This is a genomic window from Amycolatopsis eburnea (assembly GCF_003937945.1).
Lineage (GTDB): Bacteria > Actinomycetota > Actinomycetes > Mycobacteriales > Pseudonocardiaceae > Amycolatopsis > Amycolatopsis eburnea.
This window is the reverse complement of the sequence record NZ_RSEC01000048.1, coordinates 351621-377123: the sequence shown is the minus strand read 5'-3', so window position 1 is coordinate 377123 and position 25503 is coordinate 351621. Positions and strand designations below refer to the sequence as shown.

Below are 25503 nucleotides of genomic sequence, written 5' to 3'. Positions count from 1 at the left end.
TGTAGAGGACTCTACACCTGTAGAGTGGCGTGGTGGAACGACTTGAGGTGATCGCCGACACGGCCATCGAGGTGATCGCGGCGGAGGGCATGCGCGGCCTTACCCACCGCGCGGTCGACCGCGCGGCGGGCCTGCCGGTGGGCTCGACGTCGTACTACGCGCGCACGCGGGCGGCGCTGCTCTCGCTGGCCTTCGCGCGGATCGTCGAGCTGGACCAGGTTTCGCCGCCGCCGGGTGACCTGGCGGAGAGCATCGCGGGCTACGCGCACGAGGCGATCACCTCGGGCCGCACGCGCATGCTGGCCCGGTACGAGTTCGCGCTCGAGGCGACGCGACGGCCGGAGCTGCGCGCGGAGTACGACTCGGGAGGAGCGCTGATCCGCCGCCGCGCAGCGGACTTCCTGGCGGCGGCGGGCTCCACCGACCCGGTCCGCCACGCGGCGGTCGTGGTGGACTGGATGGAGGGCACGATCTTCGGCGCGCTCGCGGGAGCTTCGGCGCCGCCTTCCCGGGAGGCGCTGGTGAAGAGCGCGCGCGAGATCCTGGCGGGGATCGGGGTGGGGTGAAGGGGCACCCGGACGCGTCTGCCCGACGTCGCGGCAAATGTCATGAAAGGGTCGTTCATGTCGTCTGGCGAGGTGAACGACTCTTTCATGACATCGCGGTCGGCCGGAGCCCTCGCGCTCAGGCGTCCCGGCGCCGCAGCACCGCCGTCCCCACCGCCAGCGCCACCGCGGCCCACACCGCGCACACCACCAACCCCACCCAAGGGGCGTACGGCGCCGGCGTCATCGTGATCGGGTTCGGGTGCCCCGCCTCCACCATCGCGTTCATCCCGGCGATCCCCGGGAAGTACGCCACCAGCTCCGGCAGTCCCAGCGAAGCCACGATCAGCGGCAGCGGCACCAGCAGCACAATCACCGTCACCAGCGTCCCCGCCGCGCTCCGCAGGGCCCAGCCGACGCCGGTCGACAGCAGGCCCAGCAACGCGAAGTACCCGCCCATGCCCGACGCCGTCGTGAACGCGCCTTCGAACGACGTCGGCAGCCCGTGCTCGCCCTTCACCGTGCTCGCCACCGCCATTCCCGCGCACGCCAGCAGGACGCCGAACACGAACAGCACCGGCACCACGACCGCCGCCTTCGCCGCCACCACCCGGGGGCGGACCGGGGTCCACAGCAGCGTCGAGCGGATGCCGCCGCCGGCGTATTCGCTCGTCACGAACAGCGTGGCCAGCGCGAGCACCGCGAACTGCGTCAAGTAGAACCCGCCGCCGAGGGCGATCGTGTTGGCGCCCAACGGGTCGTCGTTGTAGCTCTGGGCGATCGCCGACAGCGTGCTGTAGCCCAGCATCAGGGCCGTCGCCGTCACCAGGCACCACCAGGTGGCCCGGACCGACCAGAACTTCGTCCACTCCGACGCCACCGCGCCGCGCACCGCCGTCGTCATGCCGACACCCCGTATTCCACCGAAGAAGCGGTCAGTTCCATGTACGCCTGCTCGAGAGACGCCGTCCGTTCGGTGAGGCCGTGCAGGCGGATCCCCAGTTCGTGCGCCAGGTCGCCGACGCGGGTGACGTCGACGCCGTCCACCACCAGCTCGCCCGCCTCGCCCGGGTGCGTCAGCCCGCCTTCGGCGCGCAGCCGTGCGTCCAAAGTGGAGAGTTCGGCCGCCGCCGGGACGCGCACCGAGACCGTCGTGCGGGAGTTGCCCGCGATGAACTCCGCGACCGGGGCGTCGGCCAGCAGCTTGCCCTTGCCGATCACCACCAGGTGGTCCGCGGTCAGCTGCATCTCGCTCATCAGGTGGCTGGAGACGAACACCGTCCGCCCCTCGGCCGCCAGCGAGCGCATCAGCTGGCGGACCCAGCGGACGCCGTCCGGGTCGAGGCCGTTGACCGGCTCGTCGAACAGCAGCACGCCGGGGTCGCCGAGCAGCGCGCCCGCGATCCCGAGCCGCTGCCCCATGCCGAGCGAAAACTGGCCCGCCCGCTTGCCGGCGACGTCGGACAGCCCGACGGTCGCCAGGACCTCCTCGACGCGGCCCGGCGCGATCCCGTTGCTGCGCGCCATCGCCAGCAGGTGCTTCCCGGCGCTGCGGCCGGGGTGCAACGCCTTGGCGTCCAGCAGCGCGCCGACTTCGCGCAGCGGATGCCGCAGCTCGGCGTAGCGCCGGCCGCCGACGAGGGCTTCACCCTCCTGCGGGTGGTCGAGGCCGACGGTCATCCGCATGGTCGTCGACTTCCCGGCGCCGTTGGGGCCGAGGAACCCCGTCACCCGCCCCGGTTCGACGTCGCACGTGAGCGCGTCGACGACTGTCTTCTCCCCGTAGCGCTTCGTGAGTGCGCGAAGCGTGATCATGGTTCCTCCCGGTGTTGGCCTGTACCGGGAGTCTCGGCTTTCCGGGGTGCCGCGGGCATCGGACGTCGGTCGCGGCCCGCCCCCGACTTTCGGCAGGGGTCAGCGGCGGCGGGACGTGTGCCGGGTCGGGACGGCGGTGGCCGGGTCCTCCGGCCAGGGGTGCTTCGGGTAGCGGCCGCGCAGGTCGGCGCGCACGGCCGGGTAACCGGTGGTCCAGAAGCCCGCGAGGTCGGCGGTGATCGCGGCCGGGCGGCCGGCGGGAGAGAGCAGGTGCAGCACCACCGGGACGCCGGCGAGCGTGGGCGTCTCGGTCCAGCCGAACGTCTCCTGCAGCTTCACGGCGAGGACGGGCCGGTCGCCGCGGTAGTCGACGCGGATGTGGGAGCCGGACGGGACTTCCAGGCGGTCCGGGGCGAGGTCGTCGAGCTTGGCCGCTTCGGGCCAGGGGAGGAGCGCCTTGAGGGCGGTGCCGGCGTCGACGGCCGCGAGGTCCGCTTTCCGCCGGGCGCCGGACAGGTCCAGCCAGCTGTCCACATCGGACAGCAGGGCGGCGTCGTCCACCGCGGGCCACGGCGGCCCGAGCACCTCGTGCAGGAACGCGAGCCGCTCGCGCAGGCGGGTCGCGTCCGGACGCCACTTGAGCAGGCCCAGCCCTTCCGCGCGGAGCCCGGCGACGAGGGCGTCGTGGACGTTCGCGTCCTTGAGCGGCTTCTCGGACAGGACGATGGCGCCCAGCTTCCGGACGCGCCGGGCGACGACGTCGCCGTCCCAGGTGACTTCGTCCACTTCGGACACCGAGCCGGCGCGGACGGCGAGGCGTTCGTCGGCGGCCGCGGCGAGGCGGATGGTGCCGTGGACGCGGCCGGGGTCCCGTGTCGCTTCGGCGACGGCCAGCCATTCGGCGTCGAGCCCGCTCCCCGGCGGGAGCTCAGCCGCGGTGCCGCCCGCCATGAGGTACACCGGCGCACCGCCGGGCCGCCGCTTCGCGAGCCGCCGCTTCGCGAGCCGCTCGGGGTGCGCGAGCGCGACGACCAGCGCGGGATCCGCCGTGAAGGCCTCCTTACCGGCGTTTTCGCCCGTGAAGGGGGCCTTCACGGATTTGCGGTCAGTGAGCAGGGACTCGAGGCGGCGGGCGTCTTGTTTCCAGCGGCGGGAACCGTCGTCACCGGCCGAGCGCAGCCGCCGGAGTTCGGCTTCGACGTCGGTCAGCGTGCCGCCCGCGTCCAGCAGCGCCACCACTTCCGCCGCGTTGCGGGCGCCGACTTCCGCGGCACCGTCCAGCAGCGCCCGCGCCAGCCGCGGGTGCAGGCCCAGCTCCGCCATCCGCCGCCCGCGTGCGGTCACCACGCCGCCGGACGTCGCGCCGAGCGTCTCCAGCAGCGCCCGGCCCGCTGCCAGCGCGCCCTCGCCCGGCGGGTCCCACCAGGCCAGCCCGCTGCCGTCCGGCGTCGACCAGCACGCCAGTTCCAGCGCCAGCCGCGCCAGCTCGGCCGTGCGGATTTCCGGCTCGGGGTACGCGGGCAGCAGGGACTGTTCGTTCTCCGCCCAGCAGCGGTACGCCCGCCCGGGCCCTTCGCGGCCCGCGCGGCCCGACCGCTGCGTCGCGACCGCCGCCGACACCCGGACCGTCGCCAGCCCGGGCAGCCCGCGCCGGTGGTCGACGCGCGGGACGCGCGCGAGTCCCGAGTCGACGACCGCGCGCACGCCCGGCACCGTCAGGCTCGACTCCGCCACCGCCGTCGCCAGCACGACGCGCCGCCGGTCACGCGGCCGCAGCGCGTCGTCCTGGTGCGTGGCGGACAACCGGCCGTGCAGCGGCAAGACGTCCACATCGGACAGTCGCAAGAGGTTCGAGGTCCGCGCGATCTCCCCGGCCCCGGGCAGGAACGCGAGCACGTCGCCTTCTCCCGACGACAACGCCGTGCGCACCGCGCGGGCGACGCACGCCTCGACGCGCTCACCCCGCGCTGGCGGCAGGTACGAGTACGAGATCGGGTAGGTGGGCGCTTCCGCCGTGACCACCGGCGCGTCCCCGAGCAGCGCCGCCAGCCGCCCGGCCGCGACCGTCGCCGACGTCGCCAGCAGGCGCAGGTCGTCGCGCAGCCCGGCGCGGACGTCCAGGAGCAGCGCCAGCAGCAGGTCCGCGTCCAGGTGCCGCTCGTGGCATTCGTCGAGCAGCACCGTCGACACGCCGGGCAGCTCCGGATCGCCCTGCACCCGCCGCACGAGCAGCCCCGACGTCACGACCTCGACGCGGGTCCGCGAAGACACCTTCCGGTCGCCGCGCACGGCGTAGCCGACGGTCTCGCCGACCGGTTCGCCCAGCAGCGCGGCCATCCGCGCGGCCGCGGCCCGCGCCGCCAGCCGCCGCGGCTCGGCCACGACGACGCGCCCGCCGTCCGCAGCCAGCGCGAGCGGCACCAGCGTCGTCTTCCCCGTGCCGGGCGGGGCGACGAGGACCGCGGTGCCGTGGGCGTCCAGCGCGGAAAGCACGTCGGGCAGCACCGCGCGGACCGGCAGGTCGGGCAGGTTCACTTCGGGGAGACCTCGGGGGGTGGGGGCAGCTGGTAACCGGACGGCCCGATGTTCGCGTTGAGCGAGCGGAGCCATTCGCCGGAGGAGATCATCTTCCGGATCGCGTCGTCGACGGCGTTGACACCCTGCGTGTCGTCCTTGCGCAGGCCGACGCCGTACTTCTCCGCCGAGAACGGCTTCCCGACGATCTTCAGCAGCTCCGGGTCGCGCGCGACGTAACCGGCGAGGATCACCGCGTCCGTGGTGACCGCGTCGATCTGGCCGGCCAGCAGCGCCGTCACGCAGTCGGAGTACCGCGGGTACTCGACCAGCTGGACGGCCTGGGCGAACTTGTCCTTCACCTGCTGCGCCGGCGTCGACCCGGTGACCGAGCACAGCCGCCGCCCGTTGAGCGCCTCCGGGCCGGTGATGTCGGCCGACGTCCGGCGCACCAGCAGGTCCTGGCCGGTGGTGAAGTACGGCCCGGCGAACGAGACGACCTGCTTGCGCTTCTCGGTGATCGAATAGGTGGCCACGACCAGGTCGACCGCGCCGGAGGTCAGGTCCGTCTCGCGCGTCGCCGACGTCGTTTCGCGCCAGGTGATGTCCTTCGCCGCGACGCCGAGTTCCGATGCGACGAAAGTAGCGACGTCGACGTCGAACCCGACGAACCGGCCGTCCAGGGTGTGCTCCGAAAGCCCGGGCGCGTCGAACCGGATGCCGATGGTCAGGTGATCCGTGGCACTCGCCCGGGTGACCAGCGAGTCGGTCGGCGACACGCTCGCCGGACCGCACGCCGACGCCGTGACCAGCAACAACGCCGAAGCGAGGAGCGTGCGCCACCGCATCCAGCCGCTCCCTCCGCCGCTGCCCTGCCCTCACGTGGTTCTCAGGTCCTCCCGTTAGCCTAAGTGCGTGGTGCGACCGTCCCAACCCGTGCTGGACGCCGTCGGCACGCTCGCCCGGCTCGGGCTCGCGGCCGTCTGGCTCGTTTCCGGTGCGCTGAAACTGGCGGATCCCGGGCAGACGCTGATCGCCGTGCAGGCGTACGACGTGCTCCCGGACGCGCTCACGGACGTGGTGGCCATCGCGCTGCCGCTGGTCGAACTCGTGCTCGGGCTGTTCCTGCTCGCGGGCCTGGCGACCCGGTGGGCCGCCGGCGCCGCGCTGGTGCTGCTCGTCGTGCTCGTCGCCGGCATCGCCCAGTCGTGGGCGCGCGGGCTGAGCATCGACTGCGGGTGCTTCGGCGGCGGCGGCCAGGTGGCGGCGGGACAGACCGAGTACCCGCAGGAGATCCTCCGCGACACCGGGTTCGCGCTGCTCGCCGTCTGGCTGCTGGCGCGGCCGCGCACGTGGCTGTCGGTCGACGGCTGGCTGGCGCGGGGTCGCGGGAACTCCACCGGGCCCGAGGCCGACTACTCGGGTATCGCGGAAGGGAACTGATACACAGTGGGTGGAGCTGAGCGGACCGCTCGGAAGCGTCGTCAGGCCGCGCAGGCCGGGGGAGCCAAGGCGGTGGCCCAGGCCAGGGGCGCGTCCGGGGACAAGCGGAAGTGGATCATCGGGATCGGGGCCGTGGTCGTCGTGGCCGCGCTCGTGATCGGCGGCGTGATCTGGACGATTTCGGACCGGAACAAGACCGAGGGCAAGGTCATCAGCCCCGGCGAGACGACCAGCGCGCTCGGCGATGATGTCACCCAGAAGCGTGACGGTGTGGTGGTCACCGTGGGCAAGACGGGCGCGAAGGCCACGATCGACGTCTACGCCGACTTCCTCTGCCCGATCTGCGGCGAGTTCGAGAAGCAGTACAAGAGCCAGGTCGAGCAGGCGGTCAACGACGGCAAGCTGCAGGTCCGCTACCACATGGTGCCGCTGCTGAACGAGCGCTCGAGCCCGCCCGGCTACTCGCTCGACTCGGCGAACGCGGCGCTGGCCGCGGCCGACGCCGGCAAGTTCGTCCAGTTCCACGACGCGCTGTTCGCGAACCAGCCCGAGGAAGGCAAGCGCGGCTACGACAAGGCGCAGCTGATCGAGCTCGGCAAGAACGTCGGGATCACCGATCCGGCGTTCGCGCAGACGGTCAACGCGGGCACGTACGACCAGCAGCTGAACACCGCGTTCCAGCAGATCGAGAACGACCCGAAGCTGGCGCAGGACTTCGGCGGCGGCCAGCGCGGCTTCGGCACGCCGACGGTCACCGCGAACGGCACGATCGTGTCCTGGCAGGACCCCGACTGGCTCAAGAAGGTCACCGGCTGAACTCCGGGCAATTCGCCCACCCGGGTACGGAGCGTGGTCTAGGCTGAATCCCGCAGCAGGGGAACCGGGGGTCGCGTGCGCACGTCGCACCCCCGGTGACAGGGAGGGCCAGTGGACGGTTCGCATTCGGGGTTTCACGTCGACGACGGCGCGTACACGCGGTACGCGCGCGAAGTCGACCCGCTCGGTGATGACGTCAAGGGTGCCGCGGACAAGCACGTCGGCCCGCACGTGACGCTCGGCGGCCACGGCTTCTCGGAAATGGGCGGCGAATCCGGGTTCTCCGGCGCCTACAGCGGCCGGATGCGCGCGCTGCAGGAGAAGATGCACCGCGTCGGCGGCGGCTGGCGCCAAGTCGGCGAAGCCGCCCGCCAGACCGACCGCAACTACGCGGCCGTCGAAGCCGAGCACGGCGACGTCGTGCGGCGGCTCGGCACCGACCTCGGGCCGGGTACCGCGTGACCGAGCACCACGCCGACCAGCTCGTCCGGCACGGGCTGGACACCACGAACCAGTTCGCGGACAAGGTGCGCCACGACCCGGCCGCGATCGGCGGCGCCCGGGACGCGCACTACGCCCTGCAGACGTCGGTGGGCCGCACCCGCGACGTCGCGGGCGAGCAGCGCGTCAACCTGGTCTCGGCCAGCTCGGGCTCGACGACCGACCGCGCCACCGCGACGTCGCAGAGCCTCGAGAAGGAGGTCCAGGACCTCCTCGACGAGAGCGCCGAGATCGAGAAGGCCGTCACCGAGGCCGCCGAGGCGCTGCACGTCGGCGAGATCAAGAACGACCAGGTCCGCGACCAGATCATCAAGGAGATCTCGGCGTCGATGAAGGCGCTGGCGGCGGTGAAGTCGATCCAGCCGCCGGAAAGCCGCGCCGCCGCGTCGCGCGACATCCTGATGAAGCTGCAGACGAAGATCAGCCAGCTCACCGGCCAGGCCGCGACCTTCAGCGAGCAGACGATCAACCAGCTCACCGACATCGGCACGCGGCTGGGCGGCGGCGAGCAGACGACGTCGTCGTCCTCGGCTTCGACGCACGTCGGGTCGTCGTTCAACAGCAACAGCGGCTACTCCGGCGGCGGCTCGGACGGCGGGGGCGGCGGCGGTGGGGGAGGTGGCGGCGGCGGTGGCGGCGCCGTGCACAAGCCCCGGCTGCCGGTCGCGATCCCGCCGCAGCCCGGCTCCGGCGTCGCGATCAACCTCCCCGGCGGCAAGCAGGTCATGGCGCCGAACGAAACGGCGGCGAAGGCCGTGCGCAACGCGCTTTCGCAGCTCGGCGTGCCCTACGTCTGGGGCGGCACCGCGCGCGGCCAGGGCCTCGACTGCAGCGGCCTGACCATGACGTCGTACCAGGACGCGGGCCTGCAGCTGCCGCGCACGGCGGCGCAGCAGACGGTCGGCGCCGAGGTCCCCTCGATCGACCAGCTCCTGCCCGGCGACCTCGTCGTGTGGTCCGGCCACGTCGCGATGGTGATCGGCGACGGCCAGATGGTCGAAGCCGGCGACCCGGTGCAGATCAGCAAGATCCGCACCACCAACGCGGGGCAGTCGTTCATCGGTTTCTACCGGCCTACGGGGTGATTCTTGGCTGACTTCGACATCGAGCTGGCAACGGCGCGCATCACCGAGCAGGCGGACCGCGCGGAGGCCGAAGCTTCGGCGCGCTTCGCCCGCTCCGGCCCGGTGGTGGGCAAAGCGGCGTCCCCGGACGGCACCATCGAGGTCCAGGTGGCCCCCGGCGGGCTGCTGACGGGCCTGACGATCCACCGCTCGACGCTCCGGCACGGCTCGGCGGTGCTCGCCGACCAGATCCTCGAGCTGGCCCAGCGCGCGACCCGCCGCGCGGGCGACCGGATGTACCACGCGCTGGCGCCGGTGGTGGACAAGGAACAGCTGGACGTCCTGGGCTACGAGCCGATCCCGGACGACGACCCGGACGCCGACACGTTCACCTACGGGAGGTGACCGCGGTGATCACGACCCGCCAGCTGATCGAACAGGCCAGGGCCCGCGAAGCAGCGATGTCCAAAGTGGACGATCTGATGGCCGCGGCTTCGGGAACCGCCCACGACGTCGACGGCCAGGTCGAGGCAACGGTCGACGCCCGAGGGAAACTGCTTCGGTTGTGGCTGGCCCCTTCGGCGGTCAACCTCGGCGAGCAGCTGGGGCCGCGGGTGGTCGAGGTCGCGCAGGCGGCGATGCGTGAAGCGACCCAGGACGCTTACAACCGGGTCGCTTTGCTGCTCGGCGAGGACGTGACGTACATGATCGAGCAGATGACGGGCATGCCCGCGCCGGCCCGGGCCGAGGACGACGACCCGGGCATGACGGTCGAGGAGTTCCAGCGGCTGCGGGCCGAGCGGCTGGGCGCCGAACCCGCGGCCGCGCCGGCTGTTTCGAGCGTCGAGGACGAGGACGCGTATTGGGAGTCCTTCGACCCGGCTTCCCTGCGCTCGGATCGCTGACGCGCTAAGCCAGCTGGGCCGTGGAGTTCGCGCCGTCCAGCGACTCCCGCAGGATGTCGGCATGACCCGCGTGCTGCGCCGTCTCGTGGATCAGGTGCAGGACGATCCGCCGCGCCGACCAGAACTGCGGCTCGGGCGGGGACCACGGCGTCGTCGGCAGCCGCACCTCGACGTCCAGTGAGGGCAGCGAAGCCACGTACGCGTCGGTCTCGGCGGCGGCCGCCGAGTACTCCGACAGCCAGTGCGACAGCGTCTCGCTCATCGCATACTGCCCGGTGTCCAGCATGCCCTCCGGCAGCTCCCCGTCACCCTTGCGCAGGATCTCGAGCCACAGCCGCTCGCCCGTGGCCAGGTGCCGGACCAAGCCGCCCAGGGTCAGCTCGCTGACGGTCGTGCGGCGGCCCGCGTCGGTGTCGGAGAGGTCGCGGACCGGGATCAGCAAGCGCTTGCGGACCTCGGCGAGCAGGGCGAGCAGGTCTTCGGTTTCGCGAGTCATGAACGCACCGTAGAGCCGAATTAGGCCAGAACGTGACCGCAACGGACAATCCCGCTCAGCGGCACCCGAGTTCGTGCAGAGGTCTGGACCAAACGGCAACGTCCATGCATTAATTCAAGGCGTGAATTTTGGTCTCTCGACGAGGAGGACCCGAATGGGCCTCGGACGCAGGCTGGGGGTCGGCGCGCTCGCTGTCGGGCTGCTGCTGGCTTCGGAAACCACCGCCCTCGCCGGGAACACCCCGGCGTACAAGGATTCCTGGCGACCGGTGAAGGTCCGCGTCGCCGACCTGATGTCCCGGATGACCCTCGACGACAAGCTCGGCCAGATGATGCAGGCCGAGCGGCTCGGCGTCACCGGCCCGGCCGACGTCACCACCGGGCGGCTCGGTTCGCTGCTCTCCGGCGGCAGTTCGCAGCCGACGCCGAACACGCCCGTCACCTGGGCCGACATGTACGACGGCTTCCAGCAGGCCGCGCTCGCCACGCCGTTGGGGATCCCGCTCATCTACGGCGTCGACGCCGTCCACGGGCACAACGGCCTCTACGGCGCCACCGTCTTCCCGCACAACATCGGCCTCGGCGCGACGCGCGATCCGAACCTCGTGCAACGCATCGGCCGCGCCACGGCGGAAGAGGTGTCCGGCACCGGCATCGACTGGGACTTCGCGCCCTGCCTGTGCGTCGCCCGCGACGACCGCTGGGGCCGCACCTACGAGTCGTTCGGCGAGGTGCCGCAGCTGGCCACCGCGATGACGTCGATCATCGCCGGCCTGCAGGGCAACCGCCTGGACCGGCCCGGCTCGGTGCTGGCCACCGCCAAGCACTACGTCGGCGACGGCGGCACCACCGGCGGCGTCAACGAAGGCAACACCGAGATCAGCGAGCAGGAGCTGCGTGCGATCCACCTGCCGCCGTTCAAGGCCGCGGTCCAGCGCGGGGTCGGCTCGGTGATGATCTCCTACAGCAGCTGGAACAGCATCAAGATGCACGCCGGCGCGTACCTGATCAACGACGTCCTCAAGAAGGAGCTCGGCTTCAGCGGGATCGTCGTTTCGGACTACAACGGCGTCGACAAGATCGACGGCAAGAGCGGCTTCACCCCCGAAGAGGTCGAAGCGGCCATCAACGCCGGCATCGACATGGTGATGGTGCCCTTCGAGTGGCGGAAGTTCATCGACACGCTGTGCGCCCTCGTCCAGGACGGGCGCGTGCCGATGTCCCGGATCGACGACGCGAACAAGCGCATCCTCACCAAGAAGTTCGAGCTCGGCCTGTTCGAGCACCCGCTGACCGACCGGCGCTTCCTGGGCACCATCGGCAGCAAGCAGCACCGCGACCTTGCCCGCCAGGCCGTCCGGGAATCCCAGGTGCTGCTGAAGAACGAGGACGGCGTCCTGCCGCTGGCCAAGCGGCACGAAAAGATCTTCGTCGCCGGCAAGAGCGCCGACGACATCGGGAACCAGTCCGGCGGCTGGACGGTCGGCTGGCAGGGGACCAGTGGCCCGGTCATCCCGGGCACCACCATCCTGCAGGGCATCAAGAGCAAGTCGTCGACGGTGACCTACGCCGAGGACGGCACCGGGATCGACCCGAGCTACGACGTCGCCGTCGCGGTCATCGGCGAAACGCCCTACGCCGAAGGAAAGGGCGACCGTCCACAAGGGATGGGGCTGGACGCCGCGGACCTCGCGACGTTGCAGAAGCTGAAGGACTCCGGTGTGCCCACGGTGGTCGTGCTCGTGTCCGGGCGCCCGCTCGACATCGGCGCTCAGCTGCCGGACTGGGCCGGGCTCGTCGAATCGTGGCTGCCCGGCAGCGAAGGCCAAGGCGTCGCCGACGTCCTCTTCGGTGACTACAACCCCACCGGCAAGTTGCCGGTGACCTGGATGCGCAGTGCCGACCAGCAACCGATCAACGTCGGCGACGGCAAGCCCGCATTGTTCCCGTTCGGTTTCGGCCTGCACTACCCGCGCCACTGGTGATCCCCCGTCCCCCACCGGAAGGAACCCGCGATGTCCCGCCGTCCGCTGATCAGAATATTGGCGTTCTTCGCAGCCTGCCTGGGGCTGAGCTTCGCCGGCCCGGCCGTGGAAGCCGCGACGCCGTTCAAGGTGCTCGCGTTCTACAGCGGCACCTACGACGCCGCGCACATCAGTTTCGAGAAAGAGGCCAACAACTGGTTCCCGCAGCAGGCGGCGGCCAACGGCTTCACCTACACGGCGACGAACAACTGGAACCAGCTGACGACCATTACGCCCAGCCAGTACCAGGTCGTCTTGTTCCTCGACGACCAGCCGCAGTCGCAAGCGCAGTTCCAGGGCTTCCAGCGGTACATGCAGGCCGGCGGCGCGTTCTACGGCTTCCACGTCACGGCCTACAACGACAGCTCGACGCCGTCGTACGCCAACTGGTTCCACAACGACTTCCTCGGCACCGGGCGCTTCACGTCGAACACGTGGGGCCCGACGCCGGAGACGCTGAAGATCGAGAACCGCACGCACCCGTCGACGGTGAACCTGCCCTCGACCATCAAGTCCTCGACGTCGGAGTGGTACGCCTGGCAGAACGACCTGCGCCAGAACCCGAACATCACCATCCTGGCGTCGATGGACTCCTCCACCTTCCCGATCGGCAGCGACCCGAACCAGACCTGGTACAGCGGGTACTACCCGATCTCGTGGACGAACAAGAACTACAAGATGATCTACTCGAACTTCGGCCACAACGCGATGAACTACGACACGAACACCGCGCTGTCGTCGACGTTCGAAAGCGCCGACCAGAACCGCTTCCTGCTCGACGGCCTGAAGTGGCTCGGTGGCGGCGGCACGACCACCCCGCCGCCGGACGGCACGATCGACCCGTCGGCCTGGTACGCGGTGACGAACAAGGCGTCCGGCAAGTGCGTCGACGCGCGGGCCGCGGGCAGCACCAACGGCACCGTGGTCCAGCAGTACACCTGCAACGGCACGACGGCGCAGCAGTACCAGTTCGCGCCGACCAGCGGCGGCTTCGACCGGATCAACAACCGCACCAACCCGGCCGAGGTCATCGACGTCACCGACGTGGCGACGACGGACAACGCCGGGCTGCAGTTGTGGTCCTACAGTGGCGGGAACAACCAGCAGTGGCAGCCGGTGTCCGAGGGCAGCGGGTACTACCACTTCGTCGTCCGCCACAGCGGCAAGTGCCTGACCGTGCCGGGCGCGTCGACCGCCGACAGCGTCCAGCTGGTCCAGTCGACCTGTGACGGCAGCGCCGCTCAGTCGTTCAAGGTCGCCTGACGAGCGGAGTGCGCCGCGGCCCCTCCTCGGCTAACATGAACGACCTTCACGTTGGCTGAGGAGGGTGCTGTGGTGCGCCGAGCTCTCGTCGTCGTTCTGGCATTGGTGGCGGGCACGCTCGCCGGGGTGACACCCGCGGTCGCGTCACCGGCGTTCTTCTGGGGCGTCGCGACCTCGGGGTACCAGTCGGAGGGTTCGGCGCCCGACAGCAACTGGCGCCGCTACGAGCAGGCGAAGACGTCGTCGAGCAAGGAGCCCTACCGCGACGCCGTCGACTTCCGGCACCGCTACGCCGAGGACATCGAACGCGCGAAGCAACTCGGCGTGAACGTCTTCCGCTTCAGCGTCGAATGGGCGCGGATCGAACCCCGGCCCGGCCAGGTCGACCAGGCGGAACTCGCGTACTACGACGACGTCGTCCGGCGCGTCGTCGCCGCGGGGATGCGGCCGATGATCACCCTCGACCACTGGGTCTACCCGGGCTGGGTCGCCGACCAGGGCGGCTGGGACACCGACCGCACGCGCGACGCCTGGCTCGCCAACGCCCGCCGCGTCGTCGAGCGGTACAAGGGGCTTGGCGCGCTGTGGATCACGATCAACGAGCCGACCGTCTACCTGCAGCAGGAGATCAGCAACGGCGGGCTCGCCGCGTGGAAGGCGCCGTGGATGCTGTCCCGGCTGGTGCAGGTGCACCGCGCCGCCTACGACCTCATCCACCAGTTGGACCCGGGCGCGCTCGTCTCCAGCAACACCGCCTTCATCCCCGCGGTGCAGGGCGTGCTGGACGCGTCGTTCCTGGACCACGTGAAGGACAAGCTGGACTTCGCCGGCGTTGACTACTACTACGGCGCCAGTCTCGACAACGTCAGCGCCGCGCACGCGGCCAACGGCGAGTTCTGGAAGGTGACCCCGCAGCCGGACGGGATCTACTACGCGCTGCGCTACTACGCGCGGAAGTTCCCGAACCTGCCGCTCTACGTCGTCGAAAACGGGATGCCGACCGACAACGGCGCCGCGCGGCCCGACGCGTACACGCGCTCGGACCACCTGCGCGACCACGTCTACTGGGTGCAGCGCGCGAAGGCCGACGGCGTGAACGTGATCGGCTACAACTACTGGAGCCTCACCGACAACTACGAGTGGGGTAGCTACCAGCCGCGCTTCGGCCTGTACACGGTGGACGCCGCGAGCGATCCGGCGCTGACCCGGCGGCCGACGGACGCCGTCTCGGCCTACCGGCAGCTGATCGCGGACCACGGCGTCCCGGGCGGGTACACGCCGGTGCGGCCGCCAGGCTTCTGCTCGGTCGTCGATGGGCTCAGCAGCTGCCTCGACCCCGCTCGCTACCCGGGTCCGGTCGTCCCGCTGGGCTGATTTTCCGCCGTTGACCTGCGGGTCCGCGGTCCGGTCTTGATAAATACATGCCGGTCTGTATGTTTGTTGCATGGCGAACAGGGTGTACGTCGTCGGGGTCGGGATGACGAAGTTCGAGAAACCCGGGCGGCGCGAAGGCTGGGACTACCCGCAGATGGCCCGGGAGGCCGGCACCAACGCGCTCGAAGACGCCGGCGTCGCGTACGACGTCGTCCAGCAAGCGTATGTCGGCTACGTCTACGGCGAGTCGACATCGGGACAGCGCGCGGTCTACGAGCTGGGGATGACCGGGATCCCCGTGGTCAACGTCAACAACAACTGCTCCACCGGCTCGACCGCGCTGTACCTCGCCGCGGAGGCGATCCGCGGCGGCCGCGCGGACTGCGTGCTCGCGCTGGGCTTCGAGAAGATGCAGCCGGGCTCGCTCGCGTCGACCTACGACGACCGCGAGCAGCCGCTCGGCAACCACCTCCAGGCCCTCGCGGAGATCTCCGAGGTGCTGTTCCCGCCGGCGCCGTGGATGTTCGGCGCCGCCGGCCGCGAGCACATGGCGAAGTACGGGACCACCGCCGAGCACTTCGCGAAGATCGGCGAGAAGAACCACCGGCACTCGGTGAACAACCCGTACGCGCAGTTCCAGGACGTGTACTCGCTCGAGGACATCCTGGCGTCGCGGATGATCTACGACCCGCTCACGAAGCTCCAGTGCTCGCCGACGTCGGACGGCTCCGGCGCGGCGATCCTGGCGAGTGAGTCCTTCGTGGCGGACCACGACCTCGCGGGCCGGGCGGTCGAGATCGTCGGGCAGGCGCTGACCACCGACTTCCGCAGCACCTTCGACGGCAGCGCGAAGAACATCGTCGGCTACGACATGACCCGGCAGGCCGCGCTCAGCGTGTACGACCAGGCCGGGCTCGGGCCCGCGGACTTCCAGGTCGTCGAGCTGCACGACTGCTTCTCCGCGAACGAACTGCTGACCTACGAAGCGCTCGGGCTCTGCGAAGAGGGCGAGGGCGGCCACCTGGTCGACGCCGGCGACACGACGTACGGCGGCCGCTGGGTCGTCAACCCGTCCGGCGGCCTGATCTCGAAGGGACACCCGCTCGGCGCCACGGGGCTCGCCCAGTGCGCCGAGCTCACCTGGCAGCTGCGCGGCGACGCGGACCGGCGGCAGGTCCCGGACGTGCGCGCCGCCCTGCAGCACAACATCGGACTCGGTGGCGCCGCCGTCGTCACCGCCTACCAGCGAGCTTAGGAGAAACCATGGGCCGGATCAGCGCGACCGTCGAACTGCCCGCCGCGCCGGACAAGGTGTGGGCGGAGTTCTCGAACCCGAACAACTTCGAGAAGTGGCTGACCATCCACACCAAGTGGAAGGGGGACGTTCCCGCGGAGTTCTCGCAGGGCTCGCAGGTGTCCGAGGTGGTCACGATGCTCGGGATGGCGAACACGATCACCTGGACCGTCGACACCTACGACGCCCCGCACCGGCTGGTCATCTCCGGAACCGGGATGGCCGGGGTGAAGATCAGCTTCTCGCTCTCGGTGGCGGCGGCCGGGTCCGGCTCGGCCGCGAGCATCGACGCCGAGTTCACCGGCCAGATGATCGTCGGCGCGCTCGGCAAGGCCGTGGAGAAGGACGGCAAGAAGAACCTCGACGAGTCCCTCGAGAAGTTCAAGGCGCTGGTCGCGTGAAGTTCGATCCGGCCGGGCTCGGCAAGTGGACTTCGCCGGTGTCGTTCGACGTGACGCGCGAGCGACTGATCGAGTACGCGGCGGCGACCAACGACCCGATCCCGGCGCACGCCTCGGGTGACGTCGCGAGCCCGGTGTTCGCGATCGTGCCGGTGTTCCAGTCGCTGCTGGAACCGGCGCTCGAGGTCGTGCCGCCGTCCCTGTTCGGGAAGGTGCTGCACGGCGAGCAGGACTTCCGCTTCCACCGCCCGATCCGGCCCGGCGACGAACTGGTGTCGCGAGCGAAGATGACCGGCTACGAGGGACTGCCGAAGGGCACGCGGGCGACCGTCTACCTCGAATGCCGGTCCGCTTCCGGTGCGCTGGTGAACGAGCAGTACGTGACGTTCTTCGTGCGCGGCTTCGACACCGGGGAGAAGCGGGGCACGCTCGGGCCGTCGCACCGCTTCGACGATGCGCTGCGGTCTTCGCCTCCGGTCGCGAAGGTTGTCCAGCACGTCGACGACGACCAGACCTACCGCTACGGCCCGGCGGCCGGCGACCCGATGCCGATCCACCTCGACGAAGAGGTCGCGAAGGCGGCCGGGTTGCCGGGGATCATCGCGCATGGGCTCTGCACGATGGCGTTCACGTCGTGGGCCGTGCTGACCGAGGTGGCCCCGGCGGGCCGGCTGCGCCGCCTCGCCGTCCGCTTCGCCGCCCCGGTACTGCCGGGCCGGGACCTGACGACGTCGATCTGGGCGGCCGGACCCGGTTCGTACGCCTTCGAAACCACCATGGGGGACGCCCTGGTGATCAAGGACGGCCTCGCCGAGATCGGAGAGAACTGATGGGCGCACTGGACGGGCGCGTCGCGCTGATCACCGGCGCGGGCCGGGGCATCGGCCGCGAACACGCACTGCTGTTCGCACGGGAAGGCGCGTCGGTCGTCGTCAACGACCTGGGCGGCGGCAACGACGGGAGCGGCGCGGACGACGGCCCGGCGTCCTCGGTGGTCGCGGAAATCCGCGCACTGGGTGGCTCGGCGGTCGGGAACACGTCGAGCGTGACGTCCTGGGCGGGCGCGGCGGAGCTGGTGGAGCAGGCCGTGACGGAGTTCGGCCGGCTGGACGTCGTGGTGAACAACGCGGGCATCCTGCGCGACGCGTTCGTCGCGGGCATCACCGAGCAGCAGTGGGACGACGTCATCGCGGTCCACCTCAAGGGCCACGCGGCGGTCCTGCACCACGCGGCGGCGTACTGGAAGTCGGCGTCGAAGGCGGGCTCGCCGGTGGCGGCGTCGGTGGTCAACACGGCGTCGGCGTCCGGGGTGACCCTGCCGAACGCCGGCCAGCTCAACTACGGCGCGGCAAAGGCGGGCATCGCGGCGATGACGCTGGTGGCGGCGGCCGAACTGGAGCGCTACGGCGTGCGCGTGAACGCGATCGCCCCGATCGCCCGCACCCGGCTGACACTGGCGACGCCGGGGATGGGCGCGATCTTCGCGGCCCCGGTCGCCGAGGGCGAGTTCGACGCCTTCTCGCCGGCGAACATCTCGCCGCTGGTGGCCTACCTGGCTTCGGAGAAGTGCACGCTGACCGGGAAGGTCTTCGCGGTCCAGGGCGGCGCGATCTCGGAGCTGGCGGGCTGGCACGACGTCAAGGTGATCGAGACCGACGGCCCGTGGGAGATCGACGACATCGCGGCGAGGCTGCCGTGATCGAGTGGTCGGAGACGGACCTGCTGGTCCGCGACTCGATCCGGGACTTCATCGCCAAGGAGATCCGGCCGCACCTGGACGAGCTGGAGAGCGGTGCGCTGCCGCCGTACGACATCATCCGCAAGCTGTACGCGGCGTTCGGGCTGGACGTCATGGCGGCGGAGGCGGTTTCGAAGCTGCTGTCTTCCTCGCGGGGGTCTTCTTCGCCCGGTTCGCTGGGTGGGCAGGAGACCTTGGCGCTGATCGCGATCAGCGAGCTGGCCGGCGTGAGCCTCGGCATCGTGGCCTCACTGGGTGTTTCGCTGGGCCTGGCCGCGGCGACGATCCTGGCGAAGGGCTCGCAGGAGCAGAAGGAACGCTGGCTGCCGGGATTGGCGACGTTCGAGAAGATCGGCGCGTGGGCGATCACGGAACCGGACTCGGGCTCGGACGCCTTCGGCGGCATGCAGACCACGGTCCGCCGCGACGGCGACGAGTACGTGCTGAACGGGCGGAAGACCTTCATCACGAACGGTCCGTTCGCGGACACGGTGGTGGTCTACGCGAAGCTGGACGACGGATCGCCGGTCCGTGACCGGCCGGTGCTGACGTTCGTGCTGGACCGCGGGATGCCGGGCTTCGTGCAGGGCAAGCCGTTCAAGAAGATGGGGATGATGTCGTCCCCGACCGGCGAGCTGTTCTTCGACGACGTCCGGCTGGGCGCCGACCGGCTGCTTTCCTCGTCGGGTGCCGAGAGCGCCCGGGAGAGTTTCGTGGCCGAGCGGGTCGGCGTGGCGGCGCTGTCGCTGGGGATCATCAACGAGTGCCTGCGGCTGTGCGTCGGCTACGCCAAGTCCCGGAAGCTGTGGGGCCATGAGATCGGGCGGTTCCAGCTGATCCAGCTCAAGCTGGCGAAGATGGAAGTGGCCCGGGTCAACGTCCAGAACATGGTGTTCCAGGCGGTGGCCAAGGCCCGCGCGGGAAAGCGGCCCTCGCTGGCCGAGGCGTCGGCGATGAAGCTGTATTCGTCCGAGGCCGCGACGGAGGTGGCGATGGAGGCGGTCCAGCTGTTCGGCGGGAACGGCTACATGGCCGAGTACCGGGTCGAGCAGCTCGCGCGGGACGCGAAGTCGCTGATGATCTACGCGGGCAGCAACGAGATCCAGGTGACGCACATCGCGAAGGCCCTGCTGGCCTGAGGGGCCGTGAGGGTGAAACAGGGGAAACCCTGGTTCACCCTCACGAGCCTCAGCCCCGTTCGATCAGGTGGCCCACCACGTCCGGGCCGGGGTGGGCGTGACCCGAGCCGTCGCGGCGGACATCGATCTCCGGGAGTTCCACCGGGTCGCCGTTCTTCGCCGCACCCGCCGGGCGGGGGCCGATCCAGGCCACCCGCAGGGCCGTTTCGCCCTTCAGGAAACGCTGGGCCCGGACACCGCCGGTGGCCCGGCCCTTCGCCGGGTACTCGCTGAACGGCGTCACCTTCACGCTCTGGCCGGTGGCCGTGATCACCAGGGGTTCGCCGTGTTCGTCGTCGTCCGTGCGGATCGCGCCGAAGAACACCACGGAGCCCGAACCCACGTTCATGCCCGCCATGCCGCCGCCCTTCAGGCCCTGCGGGCGGACCAGGGAAGCCGCGTACTTCAGCAGGGACGCCTCCGAGGACACGAACGCCAGCGTCTCCGTGCCGTCCGTCAGCCACGTGGCTCCGACGACTTCGTCGCCGTCCTTCAGGGAGATCACTTCGAACTCGTCCGAGCGGACCGGCCACTCCGGGGCGCAGATCTTCACCACGCCGGCCCGGGTGCCCAGTGCCAGGCCGGGGGAGCCCGCCGCCTGGTCGCCGAGGGGCGCGATGCCGATGACGGTCTCGCCCTTCTCCAGCGGGACCAGCTCACGGGCCGCCATGCCGCCGCGCAGGGAGACCGTGCCCGCCTGTTCCGGGAGGACCGGCAACGGCAGCACGTCCGTCTTGAACGCGCGGCCGCGGGTGGTCACCAGCAAGACCTGGCCGCGGGCCGTGGTGTGCACGACCGCCGCGACCGCGTCGTGCTTCACGCGGCCGTTGCGGCGACGCGTCTCCGTCGCTTCCTCCGACTCGGCCGCCGTGCGCGCGACCAGGCCGGTCGCCGACAGGATGACCTGGCACGGGTCGTCCGCGACTTCGAGCGGGCCCGACGGCTTCGACGCGGCCAGGACCTCCTTCAGATCGCCGTCGATCAGGGCCGTGCGGCGCTCGGTCGGGAAGTCCTTCGCGATCTTCGCCAGCTCCGCCGAGACGAGCTTCTTCAGCACCGACTCGTCGTCCAGGATCTTGGTCAGCTCCGCGATCTCGTCGCGCAGCTGGTCCTGCTCCGACTCCAGCTCGAGCCGGTCGTACTTCGTGAGGCGGCGCAGCGGCGTGTCCAGGATGTACGTCGCCTGGATCTCCGAGAGCTTGAACCGCTTCATCAGGCCGTCCTTCGCGGCCGCGGCGTTCTCGCTCTCGCGGATGAGCCGGATCACCTTGTCGATGTTCAGCAGGGCGACCAGCAGGCCCTCGACCAGGTGCAGCCGCTCTTCGCGCTTGCGGCGGCGGTACCTCGTGCGCCGCGTGACGACGTCGTAGCGGTGCCGGAGGAAGACTTCCAGCAGCTCCTTCAGGCCCAGCGTCTGCGGCTGGCCGTCGACGAGCACCAGGTTGTTGATGCCGAACGACTGCTCCAGCGGCGTCAGCCGGTACAGGTCCGCCAGCAGGGCCTGCGGGTTGACGCCGACCTTGCACTCGATGACCAGCCGCGTGCCGTTCTCGCGGTCGGTGAGGTCCTTGACGTCGGCGATGCCGGTGAGCCGCTTGGACTTGTTGACCTCGTCGGTGATCTTCTCGATCACCTTCTCCGGCCCGACGCCGTAGGGCAGCTCGGTGACGGTGATCGCCTGCCGGCCGCGGCTGCCTTCGAGAGGCCCGGTCTCGCAGTTCGCGCGCATCCGGACCACGCCGCGGCCGGTCTCGTACGCGCGGCGGACCTCGTCGAGGCCCAGCAGGCTGCCGCCGGTCGGCAGGTCCGGGCCCGGCACGAACTCCATCAGCTTGTCGAGCGTGGCGGTCGGGTGCGTGATCAGCCACCGCGCCGCCGCGATGACCTCGCCGAGGTTGTGCGGGATCATGTTGGTCGCCATCCCGACCGCGATCCCGGACGTGCCGTTGACCAGCAGGTTCGGGAACGCCGCCGGCAGCACGGACGGTTCCTGCAGCGAACCGTCGTAGTTGGGCCGGAAGTCGACGGTCTCCTCGCCCAGCTCGCCGACCAGCTGCATCGCCTCGGGCGACATCCGCGCTTCGGTGTACCGCGAAGCGGCCGGGCCGTCGTCGGGCGAACCGAAGTTGCCGTGGCCGTCGATGAGCGGGACGTTCAGCGAGAAGTCCTGCGCCAGCCGCACCATCGCGTCGTAGATCGCGACGTCGCCGTGCGGGTGGTACTTGCCCATCACGTCGCCGACCACGCGGGACGACTTCACGTAAGCGTGCGTCGGGCGGTAGCCGTTCTCGTTCATCGAGTACAGGATCCGGCGGTGGACCGGCTTCAATCCGTCACGCGCGTCCGGCAGGGCGCGGGAGTGGATGACCGAATACGCGTACTCCAGGTACGAGTCCTCGATCTCCGTCTTCAGCGAGTTGTCGAAGACGTTCGCGCCGGCGGAGTCGAACGCGCTGGGATCGACCTTGGTGCTGGTGCCTTTGCGGCGTGCCACGGCAGAACTCCTTGGTAGCTAAGAAAAATCAAGCGTCGATGGCGTCGCGGTCGATCCGGTGCGAGGAGGCGACCAGCCAGTTCCGCCGGGGCTCGACCTTCTCGCCCATCAGCAGTTCCAGCGCGCCCTCGGCGGCCTCGGCGTCGTCCATGGTGATCCGGCGGACCGAGCGGGTGGCCGGGTTCATCGTGGTTTCCCACAGCTCGTCGGCGTCCATCTCGCCGAGGCCCTTGAACCGCGGCACCGGCGTGACGATGTTCTTGCCGGCCTTCTCCAGCTCGGCGAACTTCGTCTCCATCTCCTGCTGGGTGAAGGTGAAGATGGTCTCCGGGTTGCGGCCCTTCGTGACGAGCTTGTGCAGCGGCGGCATCGCCGCGTACAGCCGGCCGTCCTCGATCACCGGGCGCATGTACTTCGCGAACAGCGTGATCAGCAGGGTGCGGATGTGCGAGCCGTCGACGTCCGCGTCCGCCATCAGGATGACGCGGCCGTAGCGCATGGTCGACAGGTCGAACGTGCGCCCGGTGCCCGCGCCGAGCACCTGCACGATCGACGCGATCTCGGCGTTCTTCAAAGTGTCGCCCAGCGACGCCTTCTGCACGTTCAGGATCTTGCCCCGCAGCGGCAGCAGCGCCTGGTACTCCGACACGCGCGCCATCCGCGCCGACCCCAGCGCGCTGTCGCCCTCGACCAGGAACAGCTCGCTGCGCGAGACGCCGGTGGTGCGGCAGTCGACCAGCTTGGGCGGCATGGCCGCGCCTTCGAGGGCGGTCTTGCGGCGTGCCGCGTCCTTCTGCTGCTTCTGGGTCAGCCGGACGCGGGAGGCGTCGACCACCTTCTGCAGCACGACCTTGGCCTCGGACTTGGTCTTGCGGTCCTCGGTCCACGCCTTGACGTGCTTGTCGACGATGCCCTGCAGCACCCGGGTGATGCCGGCGGTGGACAGCTCGTCCTTCGTCTGGGAGGTGAACTGCGGTTCCGGCAGCCGGACATGCACCACGGCGGTCATGCCCTCGAGGACGTCCTCGATCGTCGGCATGTCCTCCTTGGGCTTGAGCAGCCCGCGGGTCTTGGAGATGGCCTCCTGCAACGCCTTCGTCACCGCGCGGTCGAACCCGCGGCGGTGGGTGCCGCCGTGGACGTTGCGGATCGTGTTGGTGAAGCACTCGACCGTGCGCTCGTAGCCGGTGCCCCAGCGCAGCGCGACCTCGACCTCGGCGTGGCGCTCCACATTGGACTGCATGACGCCCGCCGCGTCGGCCGCGTTCTCCTTGTACGTGCCCTCACCGGTGATCAGCAGCGTGCCGCAAACCGGCTTCTCACCCGACGGCGTCAGGAAGTCGACCATGTCGACCAGGCCGTGCGGGAAGTGGAAGGTCTCTTCGTTGATGGTGTCTTCGATGGCCGTGCGCAGCACGTAGGTGACGCCCGGGACGAGGAACGCGGTGTTGCGCAGCTTCGCGCGCACGCCCTCGACGTCCAGCGCCGCGCCCGACTCGAAGTAGCGCGAGTCGTACCAGTAGCGGATCGACGTGCCGCTGCGCTCGCCGCGCTTCATCTTGCCGACGAGGTTCAGCCCGGACCGGCGGGTGAACTTCGCCTTCGGGCCGGGCGCGTCGAACGTGCCGGGGACGCCGTGCTTGAACGACATCTGGTGGACCTTGCCGTCCTGCTTCACCGTGACGTCGAAGCGGTGCGACAGCGCGTTGACCGCCGAAGCGCCGACGCCGTGCAGGCCGCCGGAGGTCTTGTAGCCGGAGCCGCCGAACTTGCCGCCGGCGTGCAGCCGGGTCAGCACCAGCTCGACGCCGGACAAACCGGACTTCGCGTGGGTGCCGGTCGGGATGCCGCGGCCGTCGTCGTCCACCTGGACACTGCCGTCGGCGTGCAGCGTGACGACGATCTTCGTCGCGTGGCCTGCGACACCTTCGTCCGTCGAGTTGTCCACCACCTCGGAGAAGAGGTGGTTGATGCCCCGGCTGTCGGTGGAGCCGATGTACATCCCGGGTCGTTTGCGGACGGCCTCGAGACCCTCGAGATGGGTCAGGTCATCGGCCCCGTACAAGGTCTCGGCAGTCACAGGGTCGTTCTCCCGGATCGTGGCTCGCGAAAGTGCTGGTGGTGGTGCGGACTCGCCTGCACCGTAGTGCAGGATATCCGCCCACCCCGACAAGTTTCGCGCGCTCCCGCTCCCGGAGTGGCGGGCGCGACCCGCTAGCGGGGGTCGTAGCCCAGGTCGGGCCACAGGCCCAGCAGGGCTTCGATCTTCCGCGGGACCTGGAAGCTGTTGCGGAAATTCGGCTTCTCACCGATCGTGGCGAGGCCCTTGCGCAGGTCGCCGAACGCCGGCCGCGCCGCCGACTCCCGGGTCAGGATGTAGCAGTACGTGCGCCGCGGGTAGGCGAACTCGTCGGCGTAGGCGTGCAGGACCAGGCCGGGCGCCTCGATCCGCGACCCGACCAGCGCGCGGCCCTGCTTCTGGCTGTAGACGCGGATCACGTGCACGCCGGCGCGGAGCGTGCGCGGCGGGTCCTGGCCCTGGCCATCGTCGGCCCAGAACAGTTCGACGCGGAAGGGGGATTCGCCGTTCTCGCCGGGGTGCGTGTACTCGCGGGCGAGCTCTTCCAGGCGGTACTCGGCTTCGGCGGACGGTTCCCCGCCTTCGACGAGGCTGACCAGGTAGAGCTCGGCCGGGCGGGGCCAGGCGGGCCGGGGGACGTCGGTGGGTTCGGCCGCTTCGGTTTCGGCCGCTGCCGCAACCGGTTCCGCGCCGGCGGTGACCGTGACGTCTTCCGGTTCAGTGGCCGGGGTACCGGCCTCGGCCGGCGTGGAACCTCCCGGCTGCGAGCCGGCGGGCTGCGCCGGACGCGCGGGTGAAGGGGGTGGCGTCGCGGCCGCGGGCCGGACGGGCGAAGCCGGGGGAGCGGACGGCGCCGGGCGCACCGGCGAGGGAGGCGGCGTCGCGGCCGCGGGCCGGACCGGCGTCACGGGGCGGCTCGTCACCACGGGGCGGGCGGGCGCGGTGGTGCGGGCGGGCGTCGCGGGGCGCGCGGTGACCGGCTTGCCGGCGCCGTACTGCTCCAGCAACGGCTCCAGGTCGCCCGCGGTCAGTGCGGGGCCCGCGAGGTCGCACCACTCGAGCCAGGCCTCCTGGGCCTCCTCGACGGTGTGCTTCTCGTGCGAGAGCGTGACCGCCTCGAACAGCTGCCGGGGCCCGGCCGCGGTGACGTCGGCCGAGCCGACCACCACGAACGACGGGTCGTCCTCCGCGATCACCAGCTTGGCGTTCAGTCCGCGCAGCGAGTGCACGATCACACCCGCCTTGACCCAGTGCAGCAGCGCGTGCGGGCTCGTCGCGCCGGACAGCACCGTGTCCAGGCTCGCGTCCGTGATCAGCGTGTCGCCGGGTTCCAGCGGCAGCAGCGCGGCCGCGCCGGGACCGACGTGGCCGAAGGCCGCCACCAGGTTTCGGCGAGGCGCGAGCAGTGGGGTGATCGAGCCCCAGATGTCGCGGCCCGTGAGAAGTCGTACCGAACGTTCTGCCAGACCCAGCCGACCGAGCTCCGCGTCCATGTCCTTGACCTTACTTGGTGCCCCCTCCGGCATTGACGGGCGGAATATCTCTTGCTTGGAAGTAGT

Annotated in this window: 23 protein-coding genes; 15 read left to right on the top strand and 8 right to left on the bottom strand. The window is 70.6% G+C overall.

Going from position 1 to position 25503, the window contains the following annotated elements:
- Window positions 1-32 precede the first annotated feature (32 nt).
- Complete coding sequence (locus tag EIY87_RS23200) at window positions 33-566, top strand: TetR/AcrR family transcriptional regulator (protein WP_191984220.1); 534 nt, start codon at window positions 33-35, stop codon at window positions 564-566.
- Between the two features lie 118 nt (window positions 567-684).
- On the opposite strand, the gene EIY87_RS23195 is transcribed toward EIY87_RS23200, so the two are convergent.
- The 4 genes from EIY87_RS23195 to EIY87_RS23180 all read right to left on the bottom strand — a co-directional run bounded on the left by EIY87_RS23195 (window position 685) and on the right by EIY87_RS23180 (window position 5722).
- The gene (locus EIY87_RS23195; protein ID WP_125311628.1) at window positions 685-1449 is read right to left on the bottom strand and encodes an ABC transporter permease; all 765 of its coding nucleotides are present in this window, start codon (window positions 1447-1449) and stop codon (window positions 685-687) included.
- Window positions 1446-2360 carry an ATP-binding cassette domain-containing protein gene (locus EIY87_RS23190; protein ID WP_125311626.1) on the bottom strand — a complete coding sequence of 305 codons (915 nt, stop codon included), beginning with the start codon at window positions 2358-2360 and terminating at the stop codon, window positions 1446-1448. The genes EIY87_RS23195 and EIY87_RS23190 overlap by 4 nt, the downstream gene beginning before the upstream one ends.
- 99 nt (window positions 2361-2459) lie before the next feature.
- Window positions 2460-4895, bottom strand: coding sequence for an ATP-dependent helicase HrpB (gene hrpB, locus EIY87_RS23185; RefSeq protein WP_125311624.1), 2436 nt, complete (start codon window positions 4893-4895; stop codon window positions 2460-2462).
- Window positions 4892-5722 carry a glutamate ABC transporter substrate-binding protein gene (locus tag EIY87_RS23180; RefSeq protein WP_125311622.1) on the bottom strand — a complete coding sequence of 277 codons (831 nt, stop codon included), beginning with the start codon at window positions 5720-5722 and terminating at the stop codon, window positions 4892-4894. Before EIY87_RS23180 ends, hrpB begins: the two co-directional genes overlap by 4 nt.
- 88 nt (window positions 5723-5810) lie before the next feature.
- On the opposite strand from EIY87_RS23180, the gene EIY87_RS23175 reads away from it, so the two are divergent.
- The 6 genes from EIY87_RS23175 to EIY87_RS23150 all read left to right on the top strand — a co-directional run bounded on the left by EIY87_RS23175 (window position 5811) and on the right by EIY87_RS23150 (window position 9603).
- Window positions 5811-6317 (top strand): MauE/DoxX family redox-associated membrane protein, encoded by a 507-nt coding sequence (locus EIY87_RS23175; RefSeq protein ID WP_125311795.1) that lies wholly within the window; start codon window positions 5811-5813, stop codon window positions 6315-6317.
- Window positions 6318-6389: 72 nt separating this feature from the next.
- Window positions 6390-7133, top strand: coding sequence for a DsbA family protein (locus EIY87_RS23170; RefSeq protein WP_125311620.1), 744 nt, complete (start codon window positions 6390-6392; stop codon window positions 7131-7133).
- A 111-nt stretch (window positions 7134-7244) separates the two neighbouring features.
- Window positions 7245-7595 (top strand): hypothetical protein, encoded by a 351-nt coding sequence (locus EIY87_RS23165; protein ID WP_125311618.1) that lies wholly within the window; start codon window positions 7245-7247, stop codon window positions 7593-7595.
- A complete protein-coding gene (locus EIY87_RS23160) occupies window positions 7592-8719 on the top strand; it encodes a C40 family peptidase (RefSeq protein ID WP_125311616.1) in 1128 nt (375 codons plus the stop codon). Before EIY87_RS23165 ends, EIY87_RS23160 begins: the two co-directional genes overlap by 4 nt.
- Before the next feature lie 3 nt (window positions 8720-8722).
- Window positions 8723-9103 (top strand): YbaB/EbfC family DNA-binding protein, encoded by a 381-nt coding sequence (locus EIY87_RS23155; protein WP_125311614.1) that lies wholly within the window; start codon window positions 8723-8725, stop codon window positions 9101-9103.
- A gap of 5 nt (window positions 9104-9108) precedes the next feature.
- A complete protein-coding gene (locus EIY87_RS23150; RefSeq protein ID WP_125311612.1) occupies window positions 9109-9603 on the top strand; it encodes a YbaB/EbfC family nucleoid-associated protein in 495 nt (164 codons plus the stop codon).
- Between the two features lie 4 nt (window positions 9604-9607).
- Here EIY87_RS23150 and EIY87_RS23145 read toward each other — a convergent pair whose 3' ends face one another.
- Entirely contained in the window at window positions 9608-10099 is a 492-nt protein-coding gene (locus EIY87_RS23145; protein ID WP_125311610.1) for a mycothiol transferase, read from the bottom strand.
- 154 nt (window positions 10100-10253) lie between these two features.
- Between EIY87_RS23145 and EIY87_RS23140 the strand changes: the two genes are divergently transcribed.
- The 8 genes from EIY87_RS23140 to EIY87_RS23105 all read left to right on the top strand — a co-directional run bounded on the left by EIY87_RS23140 (window position 10254) and on the right by EIY87_RS23105 (window position 19331).
- Window positions 10254-12083, top strand: coding sequence for a glycoside hydrolase family 3 protein (locus tag EIY87_RS23140; RefSeq protein WP_125311608.1), 1830 nt, complete (start codon window positions 10254-10256; stop codon window positions 12081-12083).
- 30 nt (window positions 12084-12113) lie between these two features.
- A complete protein-coding gene (locus EIY87_RS23135; RefSeq protein WP_125311606.1) occupies window positions 12114-13385 on the top strand; it encodes a ThuA domain-containing protein in 1272 nt (423 codons plus the stop codon).
- Window positions 13386-13454: 69 nt separating this feature from the next.
- A complete protein-coding gene (locus tag EIY87_RS23130; protein WP_125311604.1) occupies window positions 13455-14759 on the top strand; it encodes a glycoside hydrolase family 1 protein in 1305 nt (434 codons plus the stop codon).
- A gap of 70 nt (window positions 14760-14829) precedes the next feature.
- Window positions 14830-16014: a lipid-transfer protein gene (locus EIY87_RS23125; RefSeq protein ID WP_125311602.1), complete on the top strand. Its 1185-nt coding sequence runs from the start codon at window positions 14830-14832 to the stop codon at window positions 16012-16014.
- 8 nt (window positions 16015-16022) lie between these two features.
- Window positions 16023-16454, top strand: coding sequence for a type II toxin-antitoxin system Rv0910 family toxin (locus EIY87_RS23120; protein ID WP_125311600.1), 432 nt, complete (start codon window positions 16023-16025; stop codon window positions 16452-16454).
- Window positions 16451-17284: a MaoC/PaaZ C-terminal domain-containing protein gene (locus EIY87_RS23115; RefSeq protein WP_125311598.1), complete on the top strand. Its 834-nt coding sequence runs from the start codon at window positions 16451-16453 to the stop codon at window positions 17282-17284. Before EIY87_RS23120 ends, EIY87_RS23115 begins: the two co-directional genes overlap by 4 nt.
- Window positions 17284-18153, top strand: coding sequence for an SDR family oxidoreductase (locus tag EIY87_RS23110; RefSeq protein WP_125311596.1), 870 nt, complete (start codon window positions 17284-17286; stop codon window positions 18151-18153). The genes EIY87_RS23115 and EIY87_RS23110 overlap by 1 nt, the downstream gene beginning before the upstream one ends.
- The gene (locus EIY87_RS23105) at window positions 18150-19331 is read left to right on the top strand and encodes an acyl-CoA dehydrogenase family protein (RefSeq protein ID WP_125311594.1); all 1182 of its coding nucleotides are present in this window, start codon (window positions 18150-18152) and stop codon (window positions 19329-19331) included. The genes EIY87_RS23110 and EIY87_RS23105 overlap by 4 nt, the downstream gene beginning before the upstream one ends.
- Before the next feature lie 49 nt (window positions 19332-19380).
- Here the strand turns inward: EIY87_RS23105 and EIY87_RS23100 are convergent, their stop codons facing one another.
- The 3 genes from EIY87_RS23100 to EIY87_RS23090 form a co-directional block, all read right to left on the bottom strand.
- Entirely contained in the window at window positions 19381-21864 is a 2484-nt protein-coding gene (locus tag EIY87_RS23100; RefSeq protein WP_125311592.1) for a DNA gyrase/topoisomerase IV subunit A, read from the bottom strand.
- Window positions 21865-21892: 28 nt separating this feature from the next.
- On the bottom strand, window positions 21893-23944 hold the full coding sequence (locus EIY87_RS23095) for a DNA gyrase/topoisomerase IV subunit B (protein WP_125311590.1): 2052 nt from the start codon (window positions 23942-23944) through the stop codon (window positions 21893-21895).
- 134 nt (window positions 23945-24078) lie between these two features.
- The gene (locus tag EIY87_RS23090) at window positions 24079-25437 is read right to left on the bottom strand and encodes a phospholipase D-like domain-containing protein (RefSeq protein ID WP_125311588.1); all 1359 of its coding nucleotides are present in this window, start codon (window positions 25435-25437) and stop codon (window positions 24079-24081) included.
- Window positions 25438-25503 lie beyond the last annotated feature (66 nt).

Excerpts from the sequence above, each read along its gene's own strand:
- EIY87_RS23195 (WP_125311628.1), bottom strand. The coding sequence starts at position 1,449 with ATGACGACGGCGGTGCGCGGCGCGGTGGCGTCGGAGTGGACGAAGTTC.
- EIY87_RS23190 (WP_125311626.1), bottom strand. The coding sequence starts at position 2,360 with ATGATCACGCTTCGCGCACTCACGAAGCGCTACGGGGAGAAGACAGTC.
- EIY87_RS23180 (WP_125311622.1), bottom strand. The coding sequence starts at position 5,722 with ATGCGGTGGCGCACGCTCCTCGCTTCGGCGTTGTTGCTGGTCACGGCG.
- EIY87_RS23145 (WP_125311610.1), bottom strand. The coding sequence starts at position 10,099 with ATGACTCGCGAAACCGAAGACCTGCTCGCCCTGCTCGCCGAGGTCCGC.
- EIY87_RS23140 (WP_125311608.1), top strand. The coding sequence starts at position 10,254 with ATGGGCCTCGGACGCAGGCTGGGGGTCGGCGCGCTCGCTGTCGGGCTG.
- EIY87_RS23135 (WP_125311606.1), top strand. The coding sequence starts at position 12,114 with ATGTCCCGCCGTCCGCTGATCAGAATATTGGCGTTCTTCGCAGCCTGC.
- EIY87_RS23125 (WP_125311602.1), top strand. The coding sequence starts at position 14,830 with ATGGCGAACAGGGTGTACGTCGTCGGGGTCGGGATGACGAAGTTCGAG.
- EIY87_RS23120 (WP_125311600.1), top strand. The coding sequence starts at position 16,023 with ATGGGCCGGATCAGCGCGACCGTCGAACTGCCCGCCGCGCCGGACAAG.
- EIY87_RS23110 (WP_125311596.1), top strand. The coding sequence starts at position 17,284 with ATGGGCGCACTGGACGGGCGCGTCGCGCTGATCACCGGCGCGGGCCGG.
- EIY87_RS23090 (WP_125311588.1), bottom strand. The coding sequence starts at position 25,437 with ATGGACGCGGAGCTCGGTCGGCTGGGTCTGGCAGAACGTTCGGTACGA.